Annotated in this window: 19 protein-coding genes; 11 read left to right on the forward strand and 8 right to left on the reverse strand. The window is 55.9% G+C overall.

Annotated features, from left to right (window positions below; genetic code table 11):
* From ABL922_RS04695 to ABL922_RS04720, 6 genes are all read left to right on the forward strand, one after another.
* A partial coding sequence (locus tag ABL922_RS04695; RefSeq protein WP_349023051.1) for a carbamoyl phosphate synthase small subunit occupies nucleotides 1-590 on the forward strand: 590 nt, incomplete at its 5' end.
* Nucleotides 587-1,153, forward strand: a complete 567-nt coding sequence (locus tag ABL922_RS04700; RefSeq protein WP_349023052.1) for a hypothetical protein — start codon at nucleotides 587-589, stop codon at nucleotides 1,151-1,153. The genes ABL922_RS04695 and ABL922_RS04700, both read left to right, overlap by 4 nt.
* Nucleotides 1,153-1,455 carry a hypothetical protein gene (locus tag ABL922_RS04705; RefSeq protein ID WP_349023053.1) on the forward strand — a complete coding sequence of 101 codons (303 nt, stop codon included), beginning with the start codon at nucleotides 1,153-1,155 and terminating at the stop codon, nucleotides 1,453-1,455. The genes ABL922_RS04700 and ABL922_RS04705 overlap by 1 nt, the downstream gene beginning before the upstream one ends.
* Nucleotides 1,455-4,808, forward strand: a complete 3,354-nt coding sequence (carB, locus tag ABL922_RS04710; RefSeq protein WP_349023054.1) for a carbamoyl-phosphate synthase large subunit — start codon at nucleotides 1,455-1,457, stop codon at nucleotides 4,806-4,808. The genes ABL922_RS04705 and carB overlap by 1 nt, the downstream gene beginning before the upstream one ends.
* A gap of 83 nt (nucleotides 4,809-4,891) precedes the next feature.
* Nucleotides 4,892-5,368, forward strand: coding sequence for a transcription elongation factor GreA (greA, locus tag ABL922_RS04715; RefSeq protein WP_349023055.1), 477 nt, complete (start codon nucleotides 4,892-4,894; stop codon nucleotides 5,366-5,368).
* A gap of 47 nt (nucleotides 5,369-5,415) precedes the next feature.
* Nucleotides 5,416-6,036 (forward strand): rhomboid family intramembrane serine protease, encoded by a 621-nt coding sequence (locus tag ABL922_RS04720; RefSeq protein WP_349023056.1) that lies wholly within the window; start codon nucleotides 5,416-5,418, stop codon nucleotides 6,034-6,036.
* Between the two features lie 3 nt (nucleotides 6,037-6,039).
* Here the strand turns inward: ABL922_RS04720 and ABL922_RS04725 are convergent, their stop codons facing one another.
* The 5 genes from ABL922_RS04725 to ABL922_RS04745 form a co-directional block, all read right to left on the reverse strand.
* Nucleotides 6,040-6,264: a DUF4170 domain-containing protein gene (locus ABL922_RS04725; protein ID WP_349023057.1), complete on the reverse strand. Its 225-nt coding sequence runs from the start codon at nucleotides 6,262-6,264 to the stop codon at nucleotides 6,040-6,042.
* Nucleotides 6,265-6,347: 83 nt separating this feature from the next.
* Nucleotides 6,348-6,854 (reverse strand): hypothetical protein, encoded by a 507-nt coding sequence (locus tag ABL922_RS04730; protein ID WP_349023058.1) that lies wholly within the window; start codon nucleotides 6,852-6,854, stop codon nucleotides 6,348-6,350.
* Nucleotides 6,854-7,165, reverse strand: coding sequence for a hypothetical protein (locus tag ABL922_RS04735; RefSeq protein WP_349023059.1), 312 nt, complete (start codon nucleotides 7,163-7,165; stop codon nucleotides 6,854-6,856). The genes ABL922_RS04730 and ABL922_RS04735 overlap by 1 nt, the downstream gene beginning before the upstream one ends.
* The gene (locus ABL922_RS04740; RefSeq protein ID WP_349023060.1) at nucleotides 7,158-7,532 is read right to left on the reverse strand and encodes a phage holin family protein; all 375 of its coding nucleotides are present in this window, start codon (nucleotides 7,530-7,532) and stop codon (nucleotides 7,158-7,160) included. The genes ABL922_RS04735 and ABL922_RS04740 overlap by 8 nt, the downstream gene beginning before the upstream one ends.
* A 51-nt stretch (nucleotides 7,533-7,583) precedes the next feature.
* Entirely contained in the window at nucleotides 7,584-8,090 is a 507-nt protein-coding gene (locus tag ABL922_RS04745; protein ID WP_349023061.1) for a hypothetical protein, read from the reverse strand.
* A 186-nt stretch (nucleotides 8,091-8,276) separates the two neighbouring features.
* Here ABL922_RS04745 and eno point away from each other — a divergent pair, with 186 nt between their 5' ends.
* The 4 genes from eno to ABL922_RS04765 all read left to right on the forward strand — a co-directional run bounded on the left by eno (nucleotide 8,277) and on the right by ABL922_RS04765 (nucleotide 12,437).
* Entirely contained in the window at nucleotides 8,277-9,551 is a 1,275-nt protein-coding gene (gene eno / locus ABL922_RS04750; RefSeq protein WP_349023062.1) for a phosphopyruvate hydratase, read from the forward strand.
* Between the two features lie 35 nt (nucleotides 9,552-9,586).
* A complete protein-coding gene (locus tag ABL922_RS04755) occupies nucleotides 9,587-9,913 on the forward strand; it encodes a septum formation initiator family protein (protein ID WP_349023063.1) in 327 nt (108 codons plus the stop codon).
* 104 nt (nucleotides 9,914-10,017) lie between these two features.
* Entirely contained in the window at nucleotides 10,018-11,088 is a 1,071-nt protein-coding gene (gene pdhA, locus ABL922_RS04760; RefSeq protein ID WP_349023064.1) for a pyruvate dehydrogenase (acetyl-transferring) E1 component subunit alpha, read from the forward strand.
* A complete protein-coding gene (locus ABL922_RS04765; RefSeq protein WP_349023065.1) occupies nucleotides 11,088-12,437 on the forward strand; it encodes a pyruvate dehydrogenase complex E1 component subunit beta in 1,350 nt (449 codons plus the stop codon). The genes pdhA and ABL922_RS04765 overlap by 1 nt, the downstream gene beginning before the upstream one ends.
* A gap of 13 nt (nucleotides 12,438-12,450) precedes the next feature.
* Here the strand turns inward: ABL922_RS04765 and ABL922_RS04770 are convergent, their stop codons facing one another.
* The 3 genes from ABL922_RS04770 to ABL922_RS04780 are packed head-to-tail and all read right to left on the reverse strand — an operon-like array spanning nucleotide 12,451 to nucleotide 15,951.
* The gene (locus tag ABL922_RS04770) at nucleotides 12,451-13,194 is read right to left on the reverse strand and encodes a hypothetical protein (RefSeq protein WP_349023066.1); all 744 of its coding nucleotides are present in this window, start codon (nucleotides 13,192-13,194) and stop codon (nucleotides 12,451-12,453) included.
* The gene (locus ABL922_RS04775; RefSeq protein WP_349023067.1) at nucleotides 13,187-13,813 is read right to left on the reverse strand and encodes a TadE family protein; all 627 of its coding nucleotides are present in this window, start codon (nucleotides 13,811-13,813) and stop codon (nucleotides 13,187-13,189) included. The genes ABL922_RS04770 and ABL922_RS04775 overlap by 8 nt, the downstream gene beginning before the upstream one ends.
* 11 nt (nucleotides 13,814-13,824) lie before the next feature.
* Entirely contained in the window at nucleotides 13,825-15,951 is a 2,127-nt protein-coding gene (locus ABL922_RS04780; RefSeq protein WP_349023068.1) for a TadE/TadG family type IV pilus assembly protein, read from the reverse strand.
* Between the two features lie 254 nt (nucleotides 15,952-16,205).
* Between ABL922_RS04780 and ABL922_RS04785 the strand changes: the two genes are divergently transcribed.
* Nucleotides 16,206-16,820: a hypothetical protein gene (locus ABL922_RS04785; RefSeq protein WP_349023069.1), complete on the forward strand. Its 615-nt coding sequence runs from the start codon at nucleotides 16,206-16,208 to the stop codon at nucleotides 16,818-16,820.
* Nucleotide 16,821: the final 1 nt, after the last annotated feature.

Here is a 16,821-nt window from a genome sequence, read left to right on the forward strand (position 1 = left end):
CCCCTAACCCCTCCCGCAAGCGGGAGGGGAAAAACAAAGTCGTTGCGATCGATTATGGCATAAAACGCAATATATTGCGGAACTTAATTGATGCCGGTTGTGAAGTAACCGTCGTCCCCGCGACCGCGAGTTTTGAAGAGATCATGGCGCATCAGCCCGATGGCCTGTTCCTGTCGAACGGCCCCGGCGATCCGGCGGCGACGGGGGTGTATTCGGTGCCGGTGATCAAGGCGTGGCTGGAAACGAAGAAGCCGCTGTTCGGCATCTGCCTTGGCCACCAGATGCTCGCGCTGGCGGTGGGCGCGACGACCGAGAAGATGCACCAGGGCCATCGCGGCGCGAACCATCCGGTGAAGCGCCTGTCCGACGGCGCGGTCGAGATTACCAGCATGAACCACGGCTTTGCGGTCGATGCCGACACGCTGCCCGCCAACGCCCGCGCAACGCACACCAGCCTGTTTGACGGCTGCAATTGCGGCTTTGAACTCACCGACCAGCCCGCGTTCAGCGTGCAATACCACCCCGAAGCGAGCCCAGGCCCGCAGGACAGCCATTATCTCTTCGAGAAATTTGCGGGGATGATGGGGTGATTGATCTGCCTCCAGAACAGGTGATTGAGGAACGGCTCGTCGAATGCGGACTCAATCCGAGTGGCTTGACGGTGAAGTATGAGGATTATTTGCAGAGCATTGAGATCAATATCAAGCCGGAGGCGGGTGCAACTCCCGATAAATTTGGCTGTATTCACAAGGCAGCAGATTTAGAAATTGTCACTTTTTCCGATCTAGAAATGTATCGGAAATACAGCGACTTCACGATGGAATTATACAGACCAAAGATGCTGGAAGATGCACGCCGGTCTTTGGAGAAAATTGGGAAACTTGAAGGTTTTCCAGTCCGCTCTGCCTTTGCAGACGACAAGCGGTTCGCCGAGGCGGTCGAGGTTCACTGCGGAATACCGGCAGGTGAAGCCCTTAAGGAATTTGGCGATGGCATCGTGTTTATGCCACCACCAGAGGAATATCAGGATCATGTGAAATTCATGAACAGATACTCCTGTATCACCTCAGCGATAATGTTTTTAGCGGCCAAGCGTGAGCTAAGCATTGGCTTCGTTGGCAACGAAGCCGTCCGGGAAGAAGAGCAAAAGTAATGTCGAATTATATCAGAATATTTTCGATGTTGATCGTAGCCGCTTTGTCGTTGGGCGGCTGCAACGTTGGCAACAAGGATGATGCTGCCGAAATAAGTAGAATCGAAGAAAAATGTGGTGTGAAGAATGGTACGTTGCGCCTCGATGCGAGTGCAGGCCTGACGACCGATATTGATCCAAACGAAAAATATGAAAACGTCGACTGCCTGCTTGCTGAATTACGATCATCCAGCCTCTCACGTCATATGAAATATGGCTTTGTCGGCAACGAGCAGCCTTCGCCTAAGAAAACGAACAACTAATGCCCAAACGCACTGACATTCACTCCATCCTCATCATCGGCGCTGGCCCGATCATTATCGGCCAGGCGTGCGAGTTTGACTATTCGGGGACGCAGGCGTGCAAGGCGCTGCGTGAGGAGGGCTATCGCATCATCCTCGTCAACTCCAACCCCGCGACGATCATGACCGATCCGGAAATGGTCGGCGAAAATGGCTCTACCTATGTCGAGCCGATCACGCCCGAAGTGGTCGCCAAGATCATTGAAAATGAGCGCGCAAAATACCCCCAAGAAAAAATGGCCGTGCTCCCCACAATGGGCGGGCAGACCGCGCTGAATACCGCGCTGGCGCTGGAGGCCAATGGCACGCTGGCGAAATATGATGTCGAGATGATCGGTGCGACCGCCGAAGCGATCGACAAGGCCGAAGACCGGATGAAATTCCGTGAGGCGATGACTAAGATTGGCCTCGAATCCGCGCGTTCGGGGATCGCCCATACGCTTGAAGAGGCGCTAACCGTGCTCGAACGCACCGGGCTGCCCTCGATCATCCGCCCCAGCTTCACCATGGGCGGCACCGGTGGCGGCATTGCCTATAATCGCGACGAATTCATCCAGATCGTCACCGGCGGCCTTGATGCCAGCCCGACGACCGAGGTGCTGATCGAGGAGTCGCTGCTCGGGTGGAAAGAATATGAGATGGAGGTTGTCCGCGATAAAAAGGACAATGCCATCATCATCTGTTCGATCGAAAATGTCGATCCGATGGGCGTGCATACAGGCGATTCGATCACTGTCGCGCCTGCGCTGACGCTGACCGACAAGGAATATCAGATCATGCGCAACGCGAGCATCGCGACATTGCGTGAAATCGGAGTCGAAACAGGCGGTTCGAACGTACAGTTCGCAGTCAATCCGAAGGATGGCCGCCTGATCGTGATTGAAATGAACCCACGTGTATCGCGGTCCTCGGCGCTCGCCTCAAAGGCCACCGGCTTCCCGATTGCCAAGGTCGCGGCCAAGCTGGCAGTGGGCTATACGCTCGACGAGATCGATAACGACATCACCGGCGCGACGCCCGCCTCGTTCGAACCGACGATTGACTATGTCGTCACCAAAATCCCGCGTTTTGCCTTTGAAAAGTTCAAGGGTTCGGAACCTTTGCTGTCGACCGCGATGAAATCGGTTGGTGAGGTAATGGCGATTGGCCGCAACATCCACGAATCGATGCAAAAGGCGCTGCGCGGCCTTGAAACCGGATTGTCGGGCTTCAACTATGTCGACGCGCTGAAAGGTGCGCACAAGGATGAACTGGCGGCGGCATTGACACGTGCCACGCCCGACCGGCTGCTGGTCGCGGCGCAGGCGCTGCGTGAAGGCATGTCGGTTGCGGATATCCATCAATATTCGAAATTCGACCCCTGGTTCCTCGAAAGGCTCGCCGAAATCGTCGAGGCCGAAAATGAGGTCAAAACCAACGGTCTTCCGCAGGATGCCGAAGGCATGCGCCGCCTGAAAGCGATGGGCTTTTCGGACAAACGCCTCGCCTTCCTCGCGCTCGAATCGGCGCATGTTCGCCCGGGCATGGAATCGGCGATCCGCCGCGGTTCGGGCCTGATCCGCGAAGCCATCGTCGCGATGACTGGCGGGATTACCGAGGCAGAAGTGCGCAAGGCACGCCACAAATTGGGCGTCCGCCCTGTTTTCAAGCGCATCGATACCTGCGCAGCCGAATTTGAGGCGAAAACGCCCTATATGTATTCCACCTATGAGGCCCCGACCTTTGGAGAGCCTGAGTGCGAGGCGCAGCCCAGCGACCGCGAAAAAGTCGTCATTTTGGGTGGTGGGCCGAACCGGATCGGGCAGGGGATCGAGTTCGACTATTGCTGCGTCCACGCCTGCTTTGCGCTGGCGGAGGTTGGTTATGAAACGATCATGGTCAACTGCAACCCGGAGACGGTTTCGACCGACTATGACACCAGCGACCGCCTTTATTTCGAGCCGCTGACCGCCGAGGATGTGCTGGAAATCCTGCATGTCGAGCAGCAGAAGGGCACGCTGAAGGGCGTGATCGTGCAGTTTGGCGGGCAGACGCCGCTCAATCTGGCCAAGGCATTGGAGGATGCAGGCATCCCGATCCTCGGCACCTCGCCCGATGCTATCGATTTGGCGGAAGACCGCGAGCGTTTTGCCGCGCTGATCAACAAGCTGAAGCTCAAACAGCCCGAAAATGGCATTGCGCGCAGCCGTGAGGAAGCGATCAAGGTCGCCGAAACCATCGGCTATCCGGTGCTGATGCGCCCCAGCTATGTTCTGGGTGGCCGGGCGATGGAGATTGTCGACACACAGGCGCAGCTCGAAAATTATATCGAAACCGCAGTGCGCGTGTCAGGTGATAGTCCGGTCCTCATCGACCGCTATCTGCGCGACGCCGTCGAGGTCGATGTCGATTGCGTCGCCGATGGCGATGACGTGGTGGTCGCGGGCATCCTGCAGCATATCGAAGAAGCCGGCGTCCATTCGGGCGACAGCGCGTGCAGCCTGCCGCCTTACAATCTGCCCGAAGACATCATCGCAGAAATCCGCCGCCAGGCCGAAGTGCTGGCGCGCGCGCTGAAGGTCAAAGGCTTGATGAACGCGCAATTCGCGGTGAAGGACGGTTTGGTCTATCTGATCGAAGTCAACCCGCGTGCCTCGCGCACCGTGCCTTTCGTCGCCAAGGCGATTGGTGCACCGATAGCCAAGATTGCCGCACGCGTCATGGCGGGCGAGAAGCTGAAAGACCTGCCGACCATCGATCTCGACATCGATTATATCGCAGTCAAGGAAGCCGTTTTCCCGTTCAACCGTTTCCCCGGGGTCGATCCGGTGCTCAGCCCCGAAATGAAATCGACCGGCGAAGTGATGGGCATCGACAAGGATTTTGCGATGGCCTTTGCCAAGGCGCAGTTGGGCGCCGGTATGGTGCTGCCGCAATCGGGCAAGCTGTTCGTTTCGGTGAAAGACAGCGACAAGCAGCATATCGTGCCTGCGGTCGCCAAGCTGATCAAGATGGGCTTTACCGTGTGCGCCACCGGCGGGACTGCCGATTATCTGCAAGGGCAGGGAATTGCAGTCGAACGCGTCAACAAGGTTGCGCAGGGCCGGCCGCATATCGTCGATAAGATAATCGATGGCGAAATCGCTTTGGTGTTCAACACCACAGAGGGTTGGCAGAGCCTGAAAGACAGCGAAGACATCCGCCGTTCGGCGCTGGTCAACAAGGTCAGCTACTTCACAACGGCGAGTGCATCGCTTGCCGCGACAGAGGCGATTGAGGCGCTCAGTGTGAGAAAACTTGAAGTTTGCACGCTTCAGGACTATCATAAGCTCTGACAGCACTTCCCCAAATGCTGAAAATCCGTGGGCTGGCCCTCCAGCCTGCAAGGAAGTTTTGACTACGAAGGACGTGAATACGCATGGCGACAATGGATAAAATGCCGATGCTGGCCGAGGGCTTTGAAAAGCTGACGACCGACCTCAAGCGGCTGCGCGAAGAGCGCCCGACCATTATCGATGCGATCGAAGAAGCCCGTGCGCATGGCGATCTTTCGGAAAATGCGGAATATCATGCTGCCAAGGAACGTCAGGGCCAGGTAGAGGCCTCGATTTCGGATATCGAAGACCGGATCAGCCGCGCGCAGATCATCGATCCGACCACGCTTTCGGGCGACAAGATTGTTTTCGGCGCGACCGTCACCCTGCTCGACGAAGATGATAAGCCGGTGCGCTATCAGATTGTCGGCGAGGCAGAGGCGGACGCCAAGGTTGGCAAGATCAGCTATAACTCGCCGCTCGGCCGTGCGTTGATCGGTCGTCAGGTTGACGACGAGGTCGAAGTGACCGTGCCGTCGGGCGACAAATATTATCTCGTGCAGAAGATCGAGTTCATTTGAACCCGATTATCTGGCAGGGATAGGCGATGCAGGTAGCCGCCGGACCCGTGACCAAAACGATAGCCGCGATCAACATCGCATTGGCAGTGCTCGTGCTGATTCCGGGGCTATATGCGCCGGTGACGGTGGCAGGTGCGTTGATCCCTGCGCGTTTTTCGCTGAGTGACGGTGTGTTCGGCGAAGTTGGCTATATGTTGCCTGTCTGGCTTACACCGTTGAGTTCGGCCTTTTTGCACGGCGGGATTATGCACGTTGCGCTCAACATGCTGATGCTGTTGATGGTCGGGGCGAACCTCGAGCGGGTGCTAGGCAGCAAGAGTTTTGCCATTCTCTATGGTGCGGGGATCATCTGCGCTGCCATCGCCGAGGTTGTAGCGCATCCGCAATCGCCCATGCCGGTGGTTGGTGCGAGCGGCGCTATTTCCGCGCTGTTTGCCGCGCATATGCAGCTTTTCCCGCACAACCGGCCCAAGGATTGGGGGCGGGTTTCGGGCAAGCTGGTTCACGCGGCGCAATTGCTCGTCGCGTGGGTTGCCTTCAACCTGATGCTGGGCTTTGTCGGGCCGGGGATTGGCGTCAATATCGCCATATGGGCGCATATTGGCGGGTTTATTGCTGGACTGGCGCTGACCTGGCCGCTGCTGAATTGGCGCTATCGTAAGGCTTGAAGATCAGCCTTGCTGATCAGGCTCGAGCAGCTTGTGCAGATGCACGACGACATATTTCATTTCGGCATCGTCAACGGTGCGTTGCGCCGATCCGCGCCATGCTTCCTCAGCCTCGGCATAGTCCGCAAAAATGCCGACGATATCGAGCTTGTCGAGTTCGCAGAAATCGACCGTTTGCGGGTCCTTGACGCGACCACCGAATACCAGATGCAATTTGGCCTGAGCCATTGCCAATTTCCTTGCCAGAGAGAGGGTGCCGTTACGGCTTGGCGGCGCCCTTAGCGAGTTCGGCAGGGAAAGGCTAGCGCGAATTAGTCGCGTTTGCGGGCTTCGCTGGCTGCGGCCTGACCGGCGGCTTTTACCGCCTCGCTCGCCTTGCTGACCAGATCGCGAAACTGATCGCGAATGGCGTCACTGCCAAGGCCTACCTCGGCTACCTTGGCCTTGCCGGCATCCTTTGCAGCATTGGCGGCGCGCTTGGCGGTATCGTTGATCGCTTTGCCAGCCTTACCCAACACCTTGGTTTCACGTTCGGTCTTGGGGAGCAGCATACCGATGATCGCGCCTAGGGCGATACCGCCTGCGACAATGGCGAGTGGGTTTTTATCGATGCCGTCGCTGGAGGCTTTGCCGGCCTTCTTTGCGAGTTGCCTCGAGCTTTCGACACTGCGTGCTGCGGCAGCCTTGCTTTTTTCGGCGGCAGCAGCGGCTGAACGCTTGGCTGCAGCACTGGCTTCGCGCGCCTTTTCGCCAGCCTGAGCGATGTTTTCGCGTGCAGTGTCAGTCGCGGTTTTCAGATTGTCGCCAAGCTTGCTCATCACTCATCGCCTTCTTCATGCGGCTTCCGATTGCGGAGCCGCTCTATCCAGTTTGAAATGGGTTTTCGCGCAGCAAATAGCAAGCCAGCGGCAGCCACAATCCCGATAAGCGGTGCATTTTTTGCAACATTTTGCTTTGCCGACGCGCCTGCGTCCGCCAGCTTCGATTTCTGCTTTGCCGTCCAGCGCGTGGTTATGGTGCGCGGGTGCAGATCATGTTTGGCCTGTTCGACATCGGAGACAAGCGTTTGGCGCAACTGCTTGCGCGCCTGATCGCGCTGCACAATGGTTTCGCGCTCCGGATCAGTCATGATCTTCGCCTTCGTCAAACTTCAGATTGTTGGCAGTGCGTCGGGCAGCCAATCCAGCGCCCCAAGCTGCGAGGGCGAAACCGACCACCACAATCGCGGTTGCCAGCCAAGGTCCGATATAATGATTGAGGATCAATAACAGGCCGAGGATCAGCGCGATGATCGCTCCAGACAGGAAAAAGATTGCCAAAAAGGCCCAGATCCCGGCCTTGCGGATGATCCCACCGCTATAGGTGAGCCGGGCCTTGGCATAGTCGATTTCGGCCTCTGCAAGCGCGCGCACATGGGCCACCAGCGTGCGAACCTGTTCGGCGGGCGAGGGGGGCGCGGTATCTAAGTCGCTGGCGGGAGAGGTGTCTTTTTCCATCACTCCCCCGCCTTTAATGCGGCATGCGGCTTTATAGAAGCCGTTTCAGCGTCAGTCGCGTCCCGAACGCACGAGGCGTGCCAGTACAAAGCCGATCGCGGCTGCGGCGCCAATCGCGACACCGGGGCTCTTGCGGATGAACTGGCGCGTATCTTCGAGGATATCGTCGACCTGCTTGGCATCCATCTTGCCTGCAAGATCATCCACTGCATCGGCGGCCTTGCGGGCATAATCGCCGTATTGTGCGCCGACTTTTTCATCAATCTGCCCAGCACTGTCGCGCAATATCTTGCCAAAGCCGCCAAGGGCTTCACTGGCTTTGTCCTTGCCGCTTTCGGCGGCTTCGCGAGCGCGATCGGTAGCTTTGTCCTTCATGTTTGCAAATTCGGTCTTCATCTTGGTTTTGACCTCTGTCTCGACCTTGCCAGGATTGGGCTTGGCCTTTGTAACAGCCGTTTTGACGGCGGTCTCTTTGGGCGTTGCTGTTTTTGCAGTGGCAGGTTTGGGTTTGCCAGTAGGCTTCTTCGCTGCGGCAGCGGGTTTCTTGGGAGTAGCCATTTCAATCCTCCTTTCGGGACCATTTCAACACATATTGGTATTGCAGGTGCTTTAGTCAACTAGGACAGCATGATTTTGCATCTCTGACCATGCATTCATATTCCATCGTCGGAAACGGACCCACCGATTGCCAGCGCCAGAAATAGCGATTAAGGGCGCGGCGAACCATTCTCCCGGGAGCCAGCCATGACCGCCATCATCAATATCCACGCCCGTGAAATCCTCGACAGCCGTGGCAATCCGACGGTCGAAGTCGATGTATTGCTCGAAGATGGCAGCTTTGGCCGGGCCGCTGTGCCTTCGGGCGCGTCTACGGGCGCGCACGAGGCGGTTGAAAAGCGCGATGGTGACAAGGGCCGCTATATGGGCAAGGGCGTGCAGCGTGCCGTCGAAGCCGTGGTCAATGAAATCGAGCCTTTGCTGACCGATTATGAAGCCGAGGATCAGGAAGATATTGACGCCGCGATGATCGCACTCGACGGCACCGAGAACAAGTCGCGTCTGGGTGCCAACGCTATCCTTGGTGTTAGCCTTGCCGTTGCCAAAGCCGCCGCAGATGCACGCGGCCTACCGCTCTATCGCTATGTCGGCGGCGTCAACGCCAAAGTTTTGCCGGTGCCGATGATGAACATCATCAATGGTGGCGAGCATGCCGACAACCCAATCGACTTTCAGGAATTCATGATCATGCCGGTCGGCGCAGACAGCCTTGCAGAGGCCGTGCGCTGGGGTTCGGAAATCTTCCACACGTTGAAAAAAGGCCTGCACGAAAAGGGCCTCGCGACTGCAGTAGGCGACGAAGGCGGCTTTGCTCCTAATCTGTCATCGACCCGCGCAGCGCTCGATTTCATCATGGCTTCGATCGAAAAAGCCGGTTTCAAGGCTGGCGAAGAGGTCGTGCTCGCGCTCGATTGCGCAGCGACCGAATTCTTCAAAGGCGGCAAATATGAAATCAGCGGCGAAGGCCTTTCGCTCGATCCGCACACCATGGCGCAATATCTGGCAGATCTGTGCGCCGACTATCCGATCAAGTCGATCGAGGACGGCATGGCCGAGGATGATTTCGAAGGCTGGAAGGCCGTCACCGATCTGATCGGCAACAAGGTTCAACTGGTCGGCGATGATCTGTTCGTTACCAATCCGAAGCGTCTGGCGATGGGCATTGAAAAGGGCCTCGCCAATTCTTTGCTCGTCAAGGTCAACCAGATCGGCACATTGTCTGAAACGCTTGCAGCCGTTTCGATGGCGCAGCGGGCGTCCTACACCGCCGTCATGTCACACCGCTCGGGTGAAACTGAAGACACGACCATTGCCGATCTCGCAGTCGCAACCAACTGCGGACAGATCAAGACGGGCAGCCTTGCGCGTTCGGATCGTTTGGCAAAGTACAACCAGCTCATCCGCATCGAAGAAGAGCTGGGATCGAGCGCAATTTACGCAGGCCGTTCGATCTTCAGGTGATTGCACCGGTTGACGCCATGATGGTATAGACCCTTATGGCCAAGGCAAAGCGCAAGACGAATCCGGAAGAATTTCGCGCCAAATTGGTGACAGCAGCGGCTTTGGTGGCGCTTTTGCTGATTGCTTCTTATGCCCTGCTCGGCCCGACAGGAATTCTTGCCTGGGCGGAGTATCGGCAGGCTATTAATGAGCGCGGCAAGGAACTTGCCAAATTGGAAAAGGAACGCGATGCGCTGCGCAACCGCCAGCGACTGCTCGATCGCGACAACGTCGATCCTGATCTGGCAGGCGAATTGATGCGCAAAGAATTGAATGTCGTTGCACCCGACGAAATTGTTATCCCGCTGAAGGATAATGAATAGCTATGTCTTATGGATACGTCGCATAAAGGCACTTCCATCTGTTCGCGCGATTGACTAGGCGCTTTCCCTAACGTCAAACAACATGCCCGTGAGAGGACGACGCATTGGCCAAATCCCCAGCAAGCAAGCCGAGCAAGGCAAAGGCTGTTTCGGTCTCTACCGACGCCATCGCAAACCGCGAGCGTCCGGCAACACCGGTGCCGTATAGGGCGAGCAAGGAAGAGCTACTCGAATTCTACAAGCAGATGCTGCTGATCCGTCGTTTCGAGGAAAAGGCTGGGCAGTTATATGGGCTCGGGCTTATCGGCGGTTTTTGCCACCTGTATATTGGACAGGAAGCGGTCGCCATTGGCCTGCAATCGGCACTGACGCCGGGCAAGGACAGTGTGATCACAGGCTATCGCGATCACGGCCATATGCTCGCTTATGGTATCGATCCGAACATCATCATGGCCGAACTGACGGGCCGTGCTGCAGGCATTTCGCGCGGCAAGGGCGGGTCGATGCATATGTTTTCGACCGAGCATAAATTCTATGGCGGCCACGGCATTGTAGGGGCACAGGTTTCGCTCGGCGCTGGGCTCGCTTTTGCGCACAAATACAACAATGACGGCGGTGTGTGCCTTGCCTATTTCGGTGACGGAGCCGCGAACCAGGGGCAGGTGTATGAGAGCTTCAACATGGCGGAACTCTGGAAACTGCCGATCATTTTCGTGATCGAGAATAACCAATATGCGATGGGCACCAGCGTCAATCGTGCCTCGGCCGAAGACCAGCTTTATCGCCGTGGTGAGAGCTTCCGAATTCCCGGCCTGCAGGTTGATGGCATGGATGTGCTCGCCGTTCGCGGGGCCGCCGAAGTTGCGCTTGATTGGGTGCGCAGCGGCAAGGGACCGATCCTGCTCGAAATGAAGACCTACCGTTATCGTGGCCACTCGATGTCCGATCCGGCAAAATATCGCAGCCGTGAGGAAGTGCAGTCGGTGCGCGAGAAGTCCGACCCGATCGACGGTTGCAAGGAAGATTTGCTCGCTATGGGTGTCAAGGAAGATGATCTGAAAGCCATCGAAAAGGAAATCCGCGCAATCGTGAATGCGTCCGCCGAATTTGCCGAACAGGCGCCTGAACCTGATCTTTCCGAACTATATACCGACGTGTTGGTGGAGACATACTGATGGCAATCGAGCTCAAAATGCCCGCTTTGTCGCCCACCATGGAAGAGGGCACGCTGGCGAAATGGCTGGTGAAGGAAGGCGATACTGTGTCGTCTGGCGACATCCTCGCTGAAATCGAAACCGACAAGGCGACGATGGAATTTGAAGCGGTCGACGAAGGCACCGTTACGCAAATTCTGGTGGCCGAAGGCACAGATGGCGTGAAAGTTGGCACAGTGATCGCATTGATTGCTGGTGAAGATGAAGCCGCCTCGCCCGCGCCAGTTGCAAAAGCTGAACCAGCGGAAGTCGCAGTCGTCGAAGCACCAAAGCCTGTCGTTGCTCCTCCAAAAGTTGCAGTCGAACCCTCAGTTCCTGCCGGCACAGCTATGGCGACGGTTACGGTGCGTGAAGCGCTTCGTGATGCGATGGCCGAAGAAATGCGCGCCGATGACCGCATTTTTGTGATGGGTGAGGAAGTCGCCGAATATCAGGGTGCCTATAAAGTCACCCAAGGCTTGCTCGAAGAATTCGGCCCGCGTCGCGTCATCGATACGCCAATCACCGAATATGGCTTTGCCGGGATCGGCACGGGGGCCGCGATGGGCGGCCTGCGCCCGGTGATTGAATTCATGACCTTCAACTTCGCGATGCAAGCGATCGACCACATCATCAATTCGGCTGCGAAAACCAATTACATGTCGGGCGGCCAGATGCGGTGCCCGATTGTATTTCGCGGTCCTAATGGTGCGGCGGCGCGCGTCGGTGCGCAGCACAGCCAAAATTATGCGCCGTGGTACGCCAGCGTACCCGGCTTGATCGTGATTGCACCTTATGATGCAGCCGACGCTAAAGGCTTGCTCAAAGCCGCTATTCGCTGTGACGATCCGGTCGTCTTCCTCGAAAACGAATTGATGTACGGGCGCAGTTTTGAAGTGCCCGCAGTCGACGATTTCGTCCTACCGATCGGCAAAGCACGCATCGTGCGTGAGGGCCGTGATGTCACCATCGTGTCCTATTCGATTGGCGTCGGATTTGCGCTTGATGCTGCTGAGAAATTGGCAGGCGAGGGGGTTGATGCCGAAGTCATTGACCTGCGCACCATCCGTCCGCTCGACAAAGCGACAATACTCGCCAGCCTTGCGAAAACCAATCGTTTGGTCATCGCAGAAGAAGGCTGGGCTACTTGTTCGGTTGGTAGCGAGATTGCAGCAATCTGTATGGAGGAAGGCTTCGACGACCTCGATGCACCTGTGGTCCGCATCGCCAACGAAGACGTACCAATGCCCTATGCGGCCAATCTGGAGCGCGCCGCCCTGATCACCGCCGACAAGATTGCAGGCGGTGTCAGGAAGTTATTGGGTCGCTGACGTTTTTAAATTGTCAGGAGCAACTCGACGCGGTTACGCTGGTCGTCGGATAGACGCCGTCGCCGCCGGTCGGCCCGGTTAAATCGCGCGAGTCACGAACGATCATTGCCGACGTTGCGATAATGTCTTTGGCTACCAAATTTGAAAAGCCGATGTCGAGCATCGGTGTGAAATGGTAGTGCATTTCGGCAAACATCACCGCACCATAGTCCGGCGCTGTAATTTGACGACCTGTCGGGCCGATTCCATTGACATTCCCGTGTGTGCCGGGTTTGCCGTAAAGTGGTACAAAATGTGTACCAGGGCCCGAGCAGCGCTGCCACTTTATCTTGAACTTGTTTGAATTATTTGGGCTATTTACCGGTTCCACACTGGACAGGAAAATCCGCGCATTGCCGCGTGAAACTGTCTGGTGGGTGCCGGGATCTACATAGGGGTGAAAACCATCGAGCAGCAATCCGCGCCCTTCGTGACGGGCGCCGGTAAACACATCGTTGATGTCGATTTCCTCAACACGTTTTCGACCCTCGAGATTGCTGGTCCCCATTCGCGCAGCGTTGTCAGCAACGTGCACAACGATCTGGTTAACTTGCATTGTTGTGGCCGCAAAATTTGCGGTCTCGACACTTGCGATCGCCAGCCCCATGAAAAATGGAAGCGAAACCGCAAATTCGACCAGCGCCAGACCGCTGCGATCCTTGCCAATATCCGCTGCAAAGCTGCGGATTTTTTGGAAGCGTTTTGTGGTATCAATCATCGCAGTTCCTCGTCTGTGGTGCTGCATAGCTGGCCTGTTCTGCATAGGGCTGGTTCGCCAGAACGGTGTTTGCGGAAATGGTGATCTGTTCGGGAAGCCCGATCAACCCAGCAACTGGAAACAGGCGATCATAGGTCACCGTGACGGTAACAATCGATACGTCCTTTGCGCCGCCCTGGCCTTCGTCACCACCGTCGGAGTCCCAGCTTTCGTTCAAATTGGCATCGATATAGGGTTCGCCATTGTCGCAGACACCATTGTCATTCGTATCGGTATAGTCCTCTTCATCGGCATTGAACGCACCTGTGAAGTTGCGATAATATCGACGCTTAATAACGATATCACTAGCAGGATTGATGCTTTTATTGAGGTTGCGAATCTGCCTTTTGATGCGGGCATCAATCGCCTGTTGTTTCGCCAGAATGCCGCCGTCTTCAAGCGATGAATCGCGCGCCACTTCCTGAATGGCACCATCGATAACGGTGCGCATATACAAGGTGTGGCCGACGTCCATCGTCCCAAGCAGCATGGTGAACAACGCAGGGGCGATCAGTCCGAATTCGGTGACAGATACGCCGTCTTGATCGGCGAATATCTTGCCAGGATTGACGTGTTTCATTGCAACAATCCTTATGTGGTCAGACGAAGAGCTGCGATCTTGCCAGCGATCTGTTTGAACTGTTCGGTCAGACTGACGTCGGGGTCATAGGCGAAGAATTTGCCGGGTGAGGCGCACTCCTCAAGACGCTCGTTGGTCGTGCTGTTGACGTCCTCACCGTAAGACACCACCCACAAGGATATGTTCATATTCTTGATGGCCGTGCAAAGTGCAGCAGTACGTGCATCGGTCAAAGCATTCAGATCTGAAGTGGTTGGCACACCGTCAGTCTGAAGTCGATCGAACCACGGAACATTGTAGGCCGAAAGTGCTGACCAGTTAGCATTCGTGTCACCGTCGGTCATGAAAATCAAATGCCGCTGCACATTGTCATTCGCGACTGCATTGTGCGTGGCGAAAATTCCCGTAGGTGAAATCAGACGGGCACCCCACAACATGCCAATATCGTGGAAAGTGTAACCATCGGTGGTCAGGCCGTTGATATAGTTTTTATAATCGGTCGGCGACCAGACGTTCAAAAGTTTTGCAGGCGACGGGCATGCGGTGGTCGTGTTTCCTGAGGTCGGGCGACCAAAATTGTCTGTTGTCGTGACAGGATCCAACGTCCAGTCTCCGTTGCTATCTTCGCGCGCATACAACACGTCCTTCAGACGAGGGCCCCACAAGGTAGCTGGATTCGACGCATCGGGAATCAGGTCGATTGCCATGTCTTTCTGAGCCGACGTATTAGACGTATCCCAAGTCGATACATTTTTCTGGGTTTCACGTTCCAGAATGCAGCCATCCCAGTTAATCGTCGTGTTGGCCCCGTTTGCGCCGATCGGAACCTGAAGCGAGCTGTTCCAGCTGTTGTTTGCCGAATTTTTCAATCCTGCAACGTTCAATTCAATGCGATCATAGGTCCAGTCATCGAACGTCCTGCGCGGGGTCCAAGTGACCGGACGGGTTGCAGTATATTGAGTTGTGGTAACAGAAGAGTCGGTTTTGCGTTGCAAATAACACTTCTTGTTCTTTGTCACGTCCGTCTTGTCGGGGACATATCGATATTTGACAGCACCACTTGTTACGGTCGATTCATAATCGACAGTAATTGAAGCCGCCGGGTGAACCGGAGTAGGACTATTTGTGACATAGGGCCCATTCGTCGTCGGGCCAGACGACTGATCAGGCGGCGCTGATATGGTAGTGCAATCGAGAGGCGCATTTTTGACCTCCACCGTTTTCAAATATTTGGTGCCGTCAATGGTGATGCTGTTGGACATATAGTTCCAATCACCGGTCGAATCATCGACAGATGGATCTCCGACTTGCGTCAATTCGCTCGGTTCACCAAGTGTATAATCATATCCGGTAGCGTCGGAGAAATTGGCGCGGCGTGTCTGATAGAACCAGGTGTTCGCCATATAGTCCAGCGGCAGCAAACGACCGACATTGACGTTGATCGAATAGGGCACGAAGCCAAACCGTATCTGCGACGTGTTGGACGATGTTTCCGAAGGATCGGTTGTCTGGTCGCACTGTTCTTTAGTTACGTCCGTGATGTTTTTCTGCGTCAGTATCTCATAGAAACACTTGGTGGCGATCCTCAGTTCCGTGATTTTTGCAGGATTGGAAGAGCTCACACTTTCACCATTGGCCGCAGAATCCATCGACCCCGTGGTATCGAGCACAAACATGACGTCCGAATTCGGGATGCGCATTTCGGCGCTGCAGTTGACGCGGATTGTTCGCTGGTTCTGGCCGAGGGCCTTCATCAATGTCATCGGGATAGGGACCGAAGCCGTGCCCGTCACTTTGCCCCCTAACTCCGTGAATGATTTTGTGACCGCTCCCGTCCCATAAGCGCCGTTTTCAAAGTTTGCGGTAAAGGCCTGAACGGCTTTTGTGTTCGCCAGTCCGCTATTATCTGCCCAAGCGCCGCCGGCCATGACTTTCCGGCCCATCAAGGCGCCCGCATCGCAGGCGGACTGAAGGCGCGACTGCGTTAGATAGATCCGGCTCATATCGACACTGCCGCCAACAAGACCGATTACCGGAATGACAGCCGCCGCCATGATCGCGATGGTATTGCCAGCCTCGTCCTTGCACAGTCGTGAAAGCACGCCAGTGAGACTTTTGGTCTCCAGATTTTTCCTCACGGTCACTATCCCCTGTCAAATCCATTTGGACTTATCGTGTCGTTTACGAGCACGGATGTAACCGTCACTTGAAGAAACAGGGTTAGGAACACGTTAATTTGGCAACGCATAAAGAATGCTAAGCATTGAAAATTTGTAACTTCTCTCAAATTGCAGCGCCTCCGCGTTAACCTTCCGGTTCCATAGCGACAATTCGTGCAGCAAAATCTTCGCACTTGTGCGGCGCTGCATTTACGTGTTTTGGAATGCTCGGAATGGATGCCAAACGAAATCTTTCTCCCCCGCAACGCTTGGCTGTCGCCTATGCCCAACGAGATCTGCGTGAAGCATTTTCGTTGCTGCTTGAATTCGACAACCGCTTGATGGCGATTGCTGCAAAGGGGCAGGAGAGCTTGATCAAGCAATTGCGGCTCGCTTGGTGGCGTGAGCAAATTGGAAGGCACCGCGATGTCCGCCCGACTGGAGAGCCATTGCTGGCAAGATTGTCGGCTTGCGAGAATGCCGAAGGGTTGGATTCTGCGCTGCAATCTCTGGTTGATGCGTGGGAGCGGATTGTTTCGGCAGAAGGCGATCCGGCAAGCCCGGAAATCGCTGCCGCCAACCAGACGCGTGCCGATGCCATTTTCGGTAACTATGCGCATTGGGCGACCGACAGTTGCAATTCGCCAGAAGCTGTCCGTGTTGCAGGAGAATGTTGGGCTAGAGGAAGTCTGGGGCTCTTGATGTCTGACAATGACGCAAAACTTCTTCCGGGCCTGAAACCGTTGAACCTGCTGCAGCTCGCATATACAGTCGACGGCAATGCAAATGGGCTCGCACGTTTTCGAATATTTCTCCGGATGAGCTGGCACGGCTTGACGGGAATGTGAT

Origin of the sequence: Sphingorhabdus sp., from assembly GCF_040079335.1 — a bacterium.
GTDB lineage: Bacteria > Pseudomonadota > Alphaproteobacteria > Sphingomonadales > Sphingomonadaceae > Sphingorhabdus_B.

Coding starts and splice junctions, on each gene's coding strand:
- ABL922_RS04705 (WP_349023053.1), top strand. CDS start 1,153: ATGTCGAATTATATCAGAATATTTTCGATGTTGATCGTAGCCGCTTTG.
- carB (WP_349023054.1), top strand. CDS start 1,455: ATGCCCAAACGCACTGACATTCACTCCATCCTCATCATCGGCGCTGGC.
- greA (WP_349023055.1), top strand. CDS start 4,892: ATGGCGACAATGGATAAAATGCCGATGCTGGCCGAGGGCTTTGAAAAG.
- ABL922_RS04725 (WP_349023057.1), bottom strand. CDS start 6,264: ATGGCTCAGGCCAAATTGCATCTGGTATTCGGTGGTCGCGTCAAGGAC.
- ABL922_RS04730 (WP_349023058.1), bottom strand. CDS start 6,854: ATGAGCAAGCTTGGCGACAATCTGAAAACCGCGACTGACACTGCACGC.
- ABL922_RS04735 (WP_349023059.1), bottom strand. CDS start 7,165: ATGACTGATCCGGAGCGCGAAACCATTGTGCAGCGCGATCAGGCGCGC.
- ABL922_RS04740 (WP_349023060.1), bottom strand. CDS start 7,532: ATGGAAAAAGACACCTCTCCCGCCAGCGACTTAGATACCGCGCCCCCC.
- ABL922_RS04745 (WP_349023061.1), bottom strand. CDS start 8,090: ATGGCTACTCCCAAGAAACCCGCTGCCGCAGCGAAGAAGCCTACTGGC.
- eno (WP_349023062.1), top strand. CDS start 8,277: ATGACCGCCATCATCAATATCCACGCCCGTGAAATCCTCGACAGCCGT.
- ABL922_RS04755 (WP_349023063.1), top strand. CDS start 9,587: ATGGCCAAGGCAAAGCGCAAGACGAATCCGGAAGAATTTCGCGCCAAA.
- ABL922_RS04765 (WP_349023065.1), top strand. CDS start 11,088: ATGGCAATCGAGCTCAAAATGCCCGCTTTGTCGCCCACCATGGAAGAG.
- ABL922_RS04770 (WP_349023066.1), bottom strand. CDS start 13,194: ATGATTGATACCACAAAACGCTTCCAAAAAATCCGCAGCTTTGCAGCG.
- ABL922_RS04775 (WP_349023067.1), bottom strand. CDS start 13,813: ATGAAACACGTCAATCCTGGCAAGATATTCGCCGATCAAGACGGCGTA.
- ABL922_RS04785 (WP_349023069.1), top strand. CDS start 16,206: ATGGATGCCAAACGAAATCTTTCTCCCCCGCAACGCTTGGCTGTCGCC.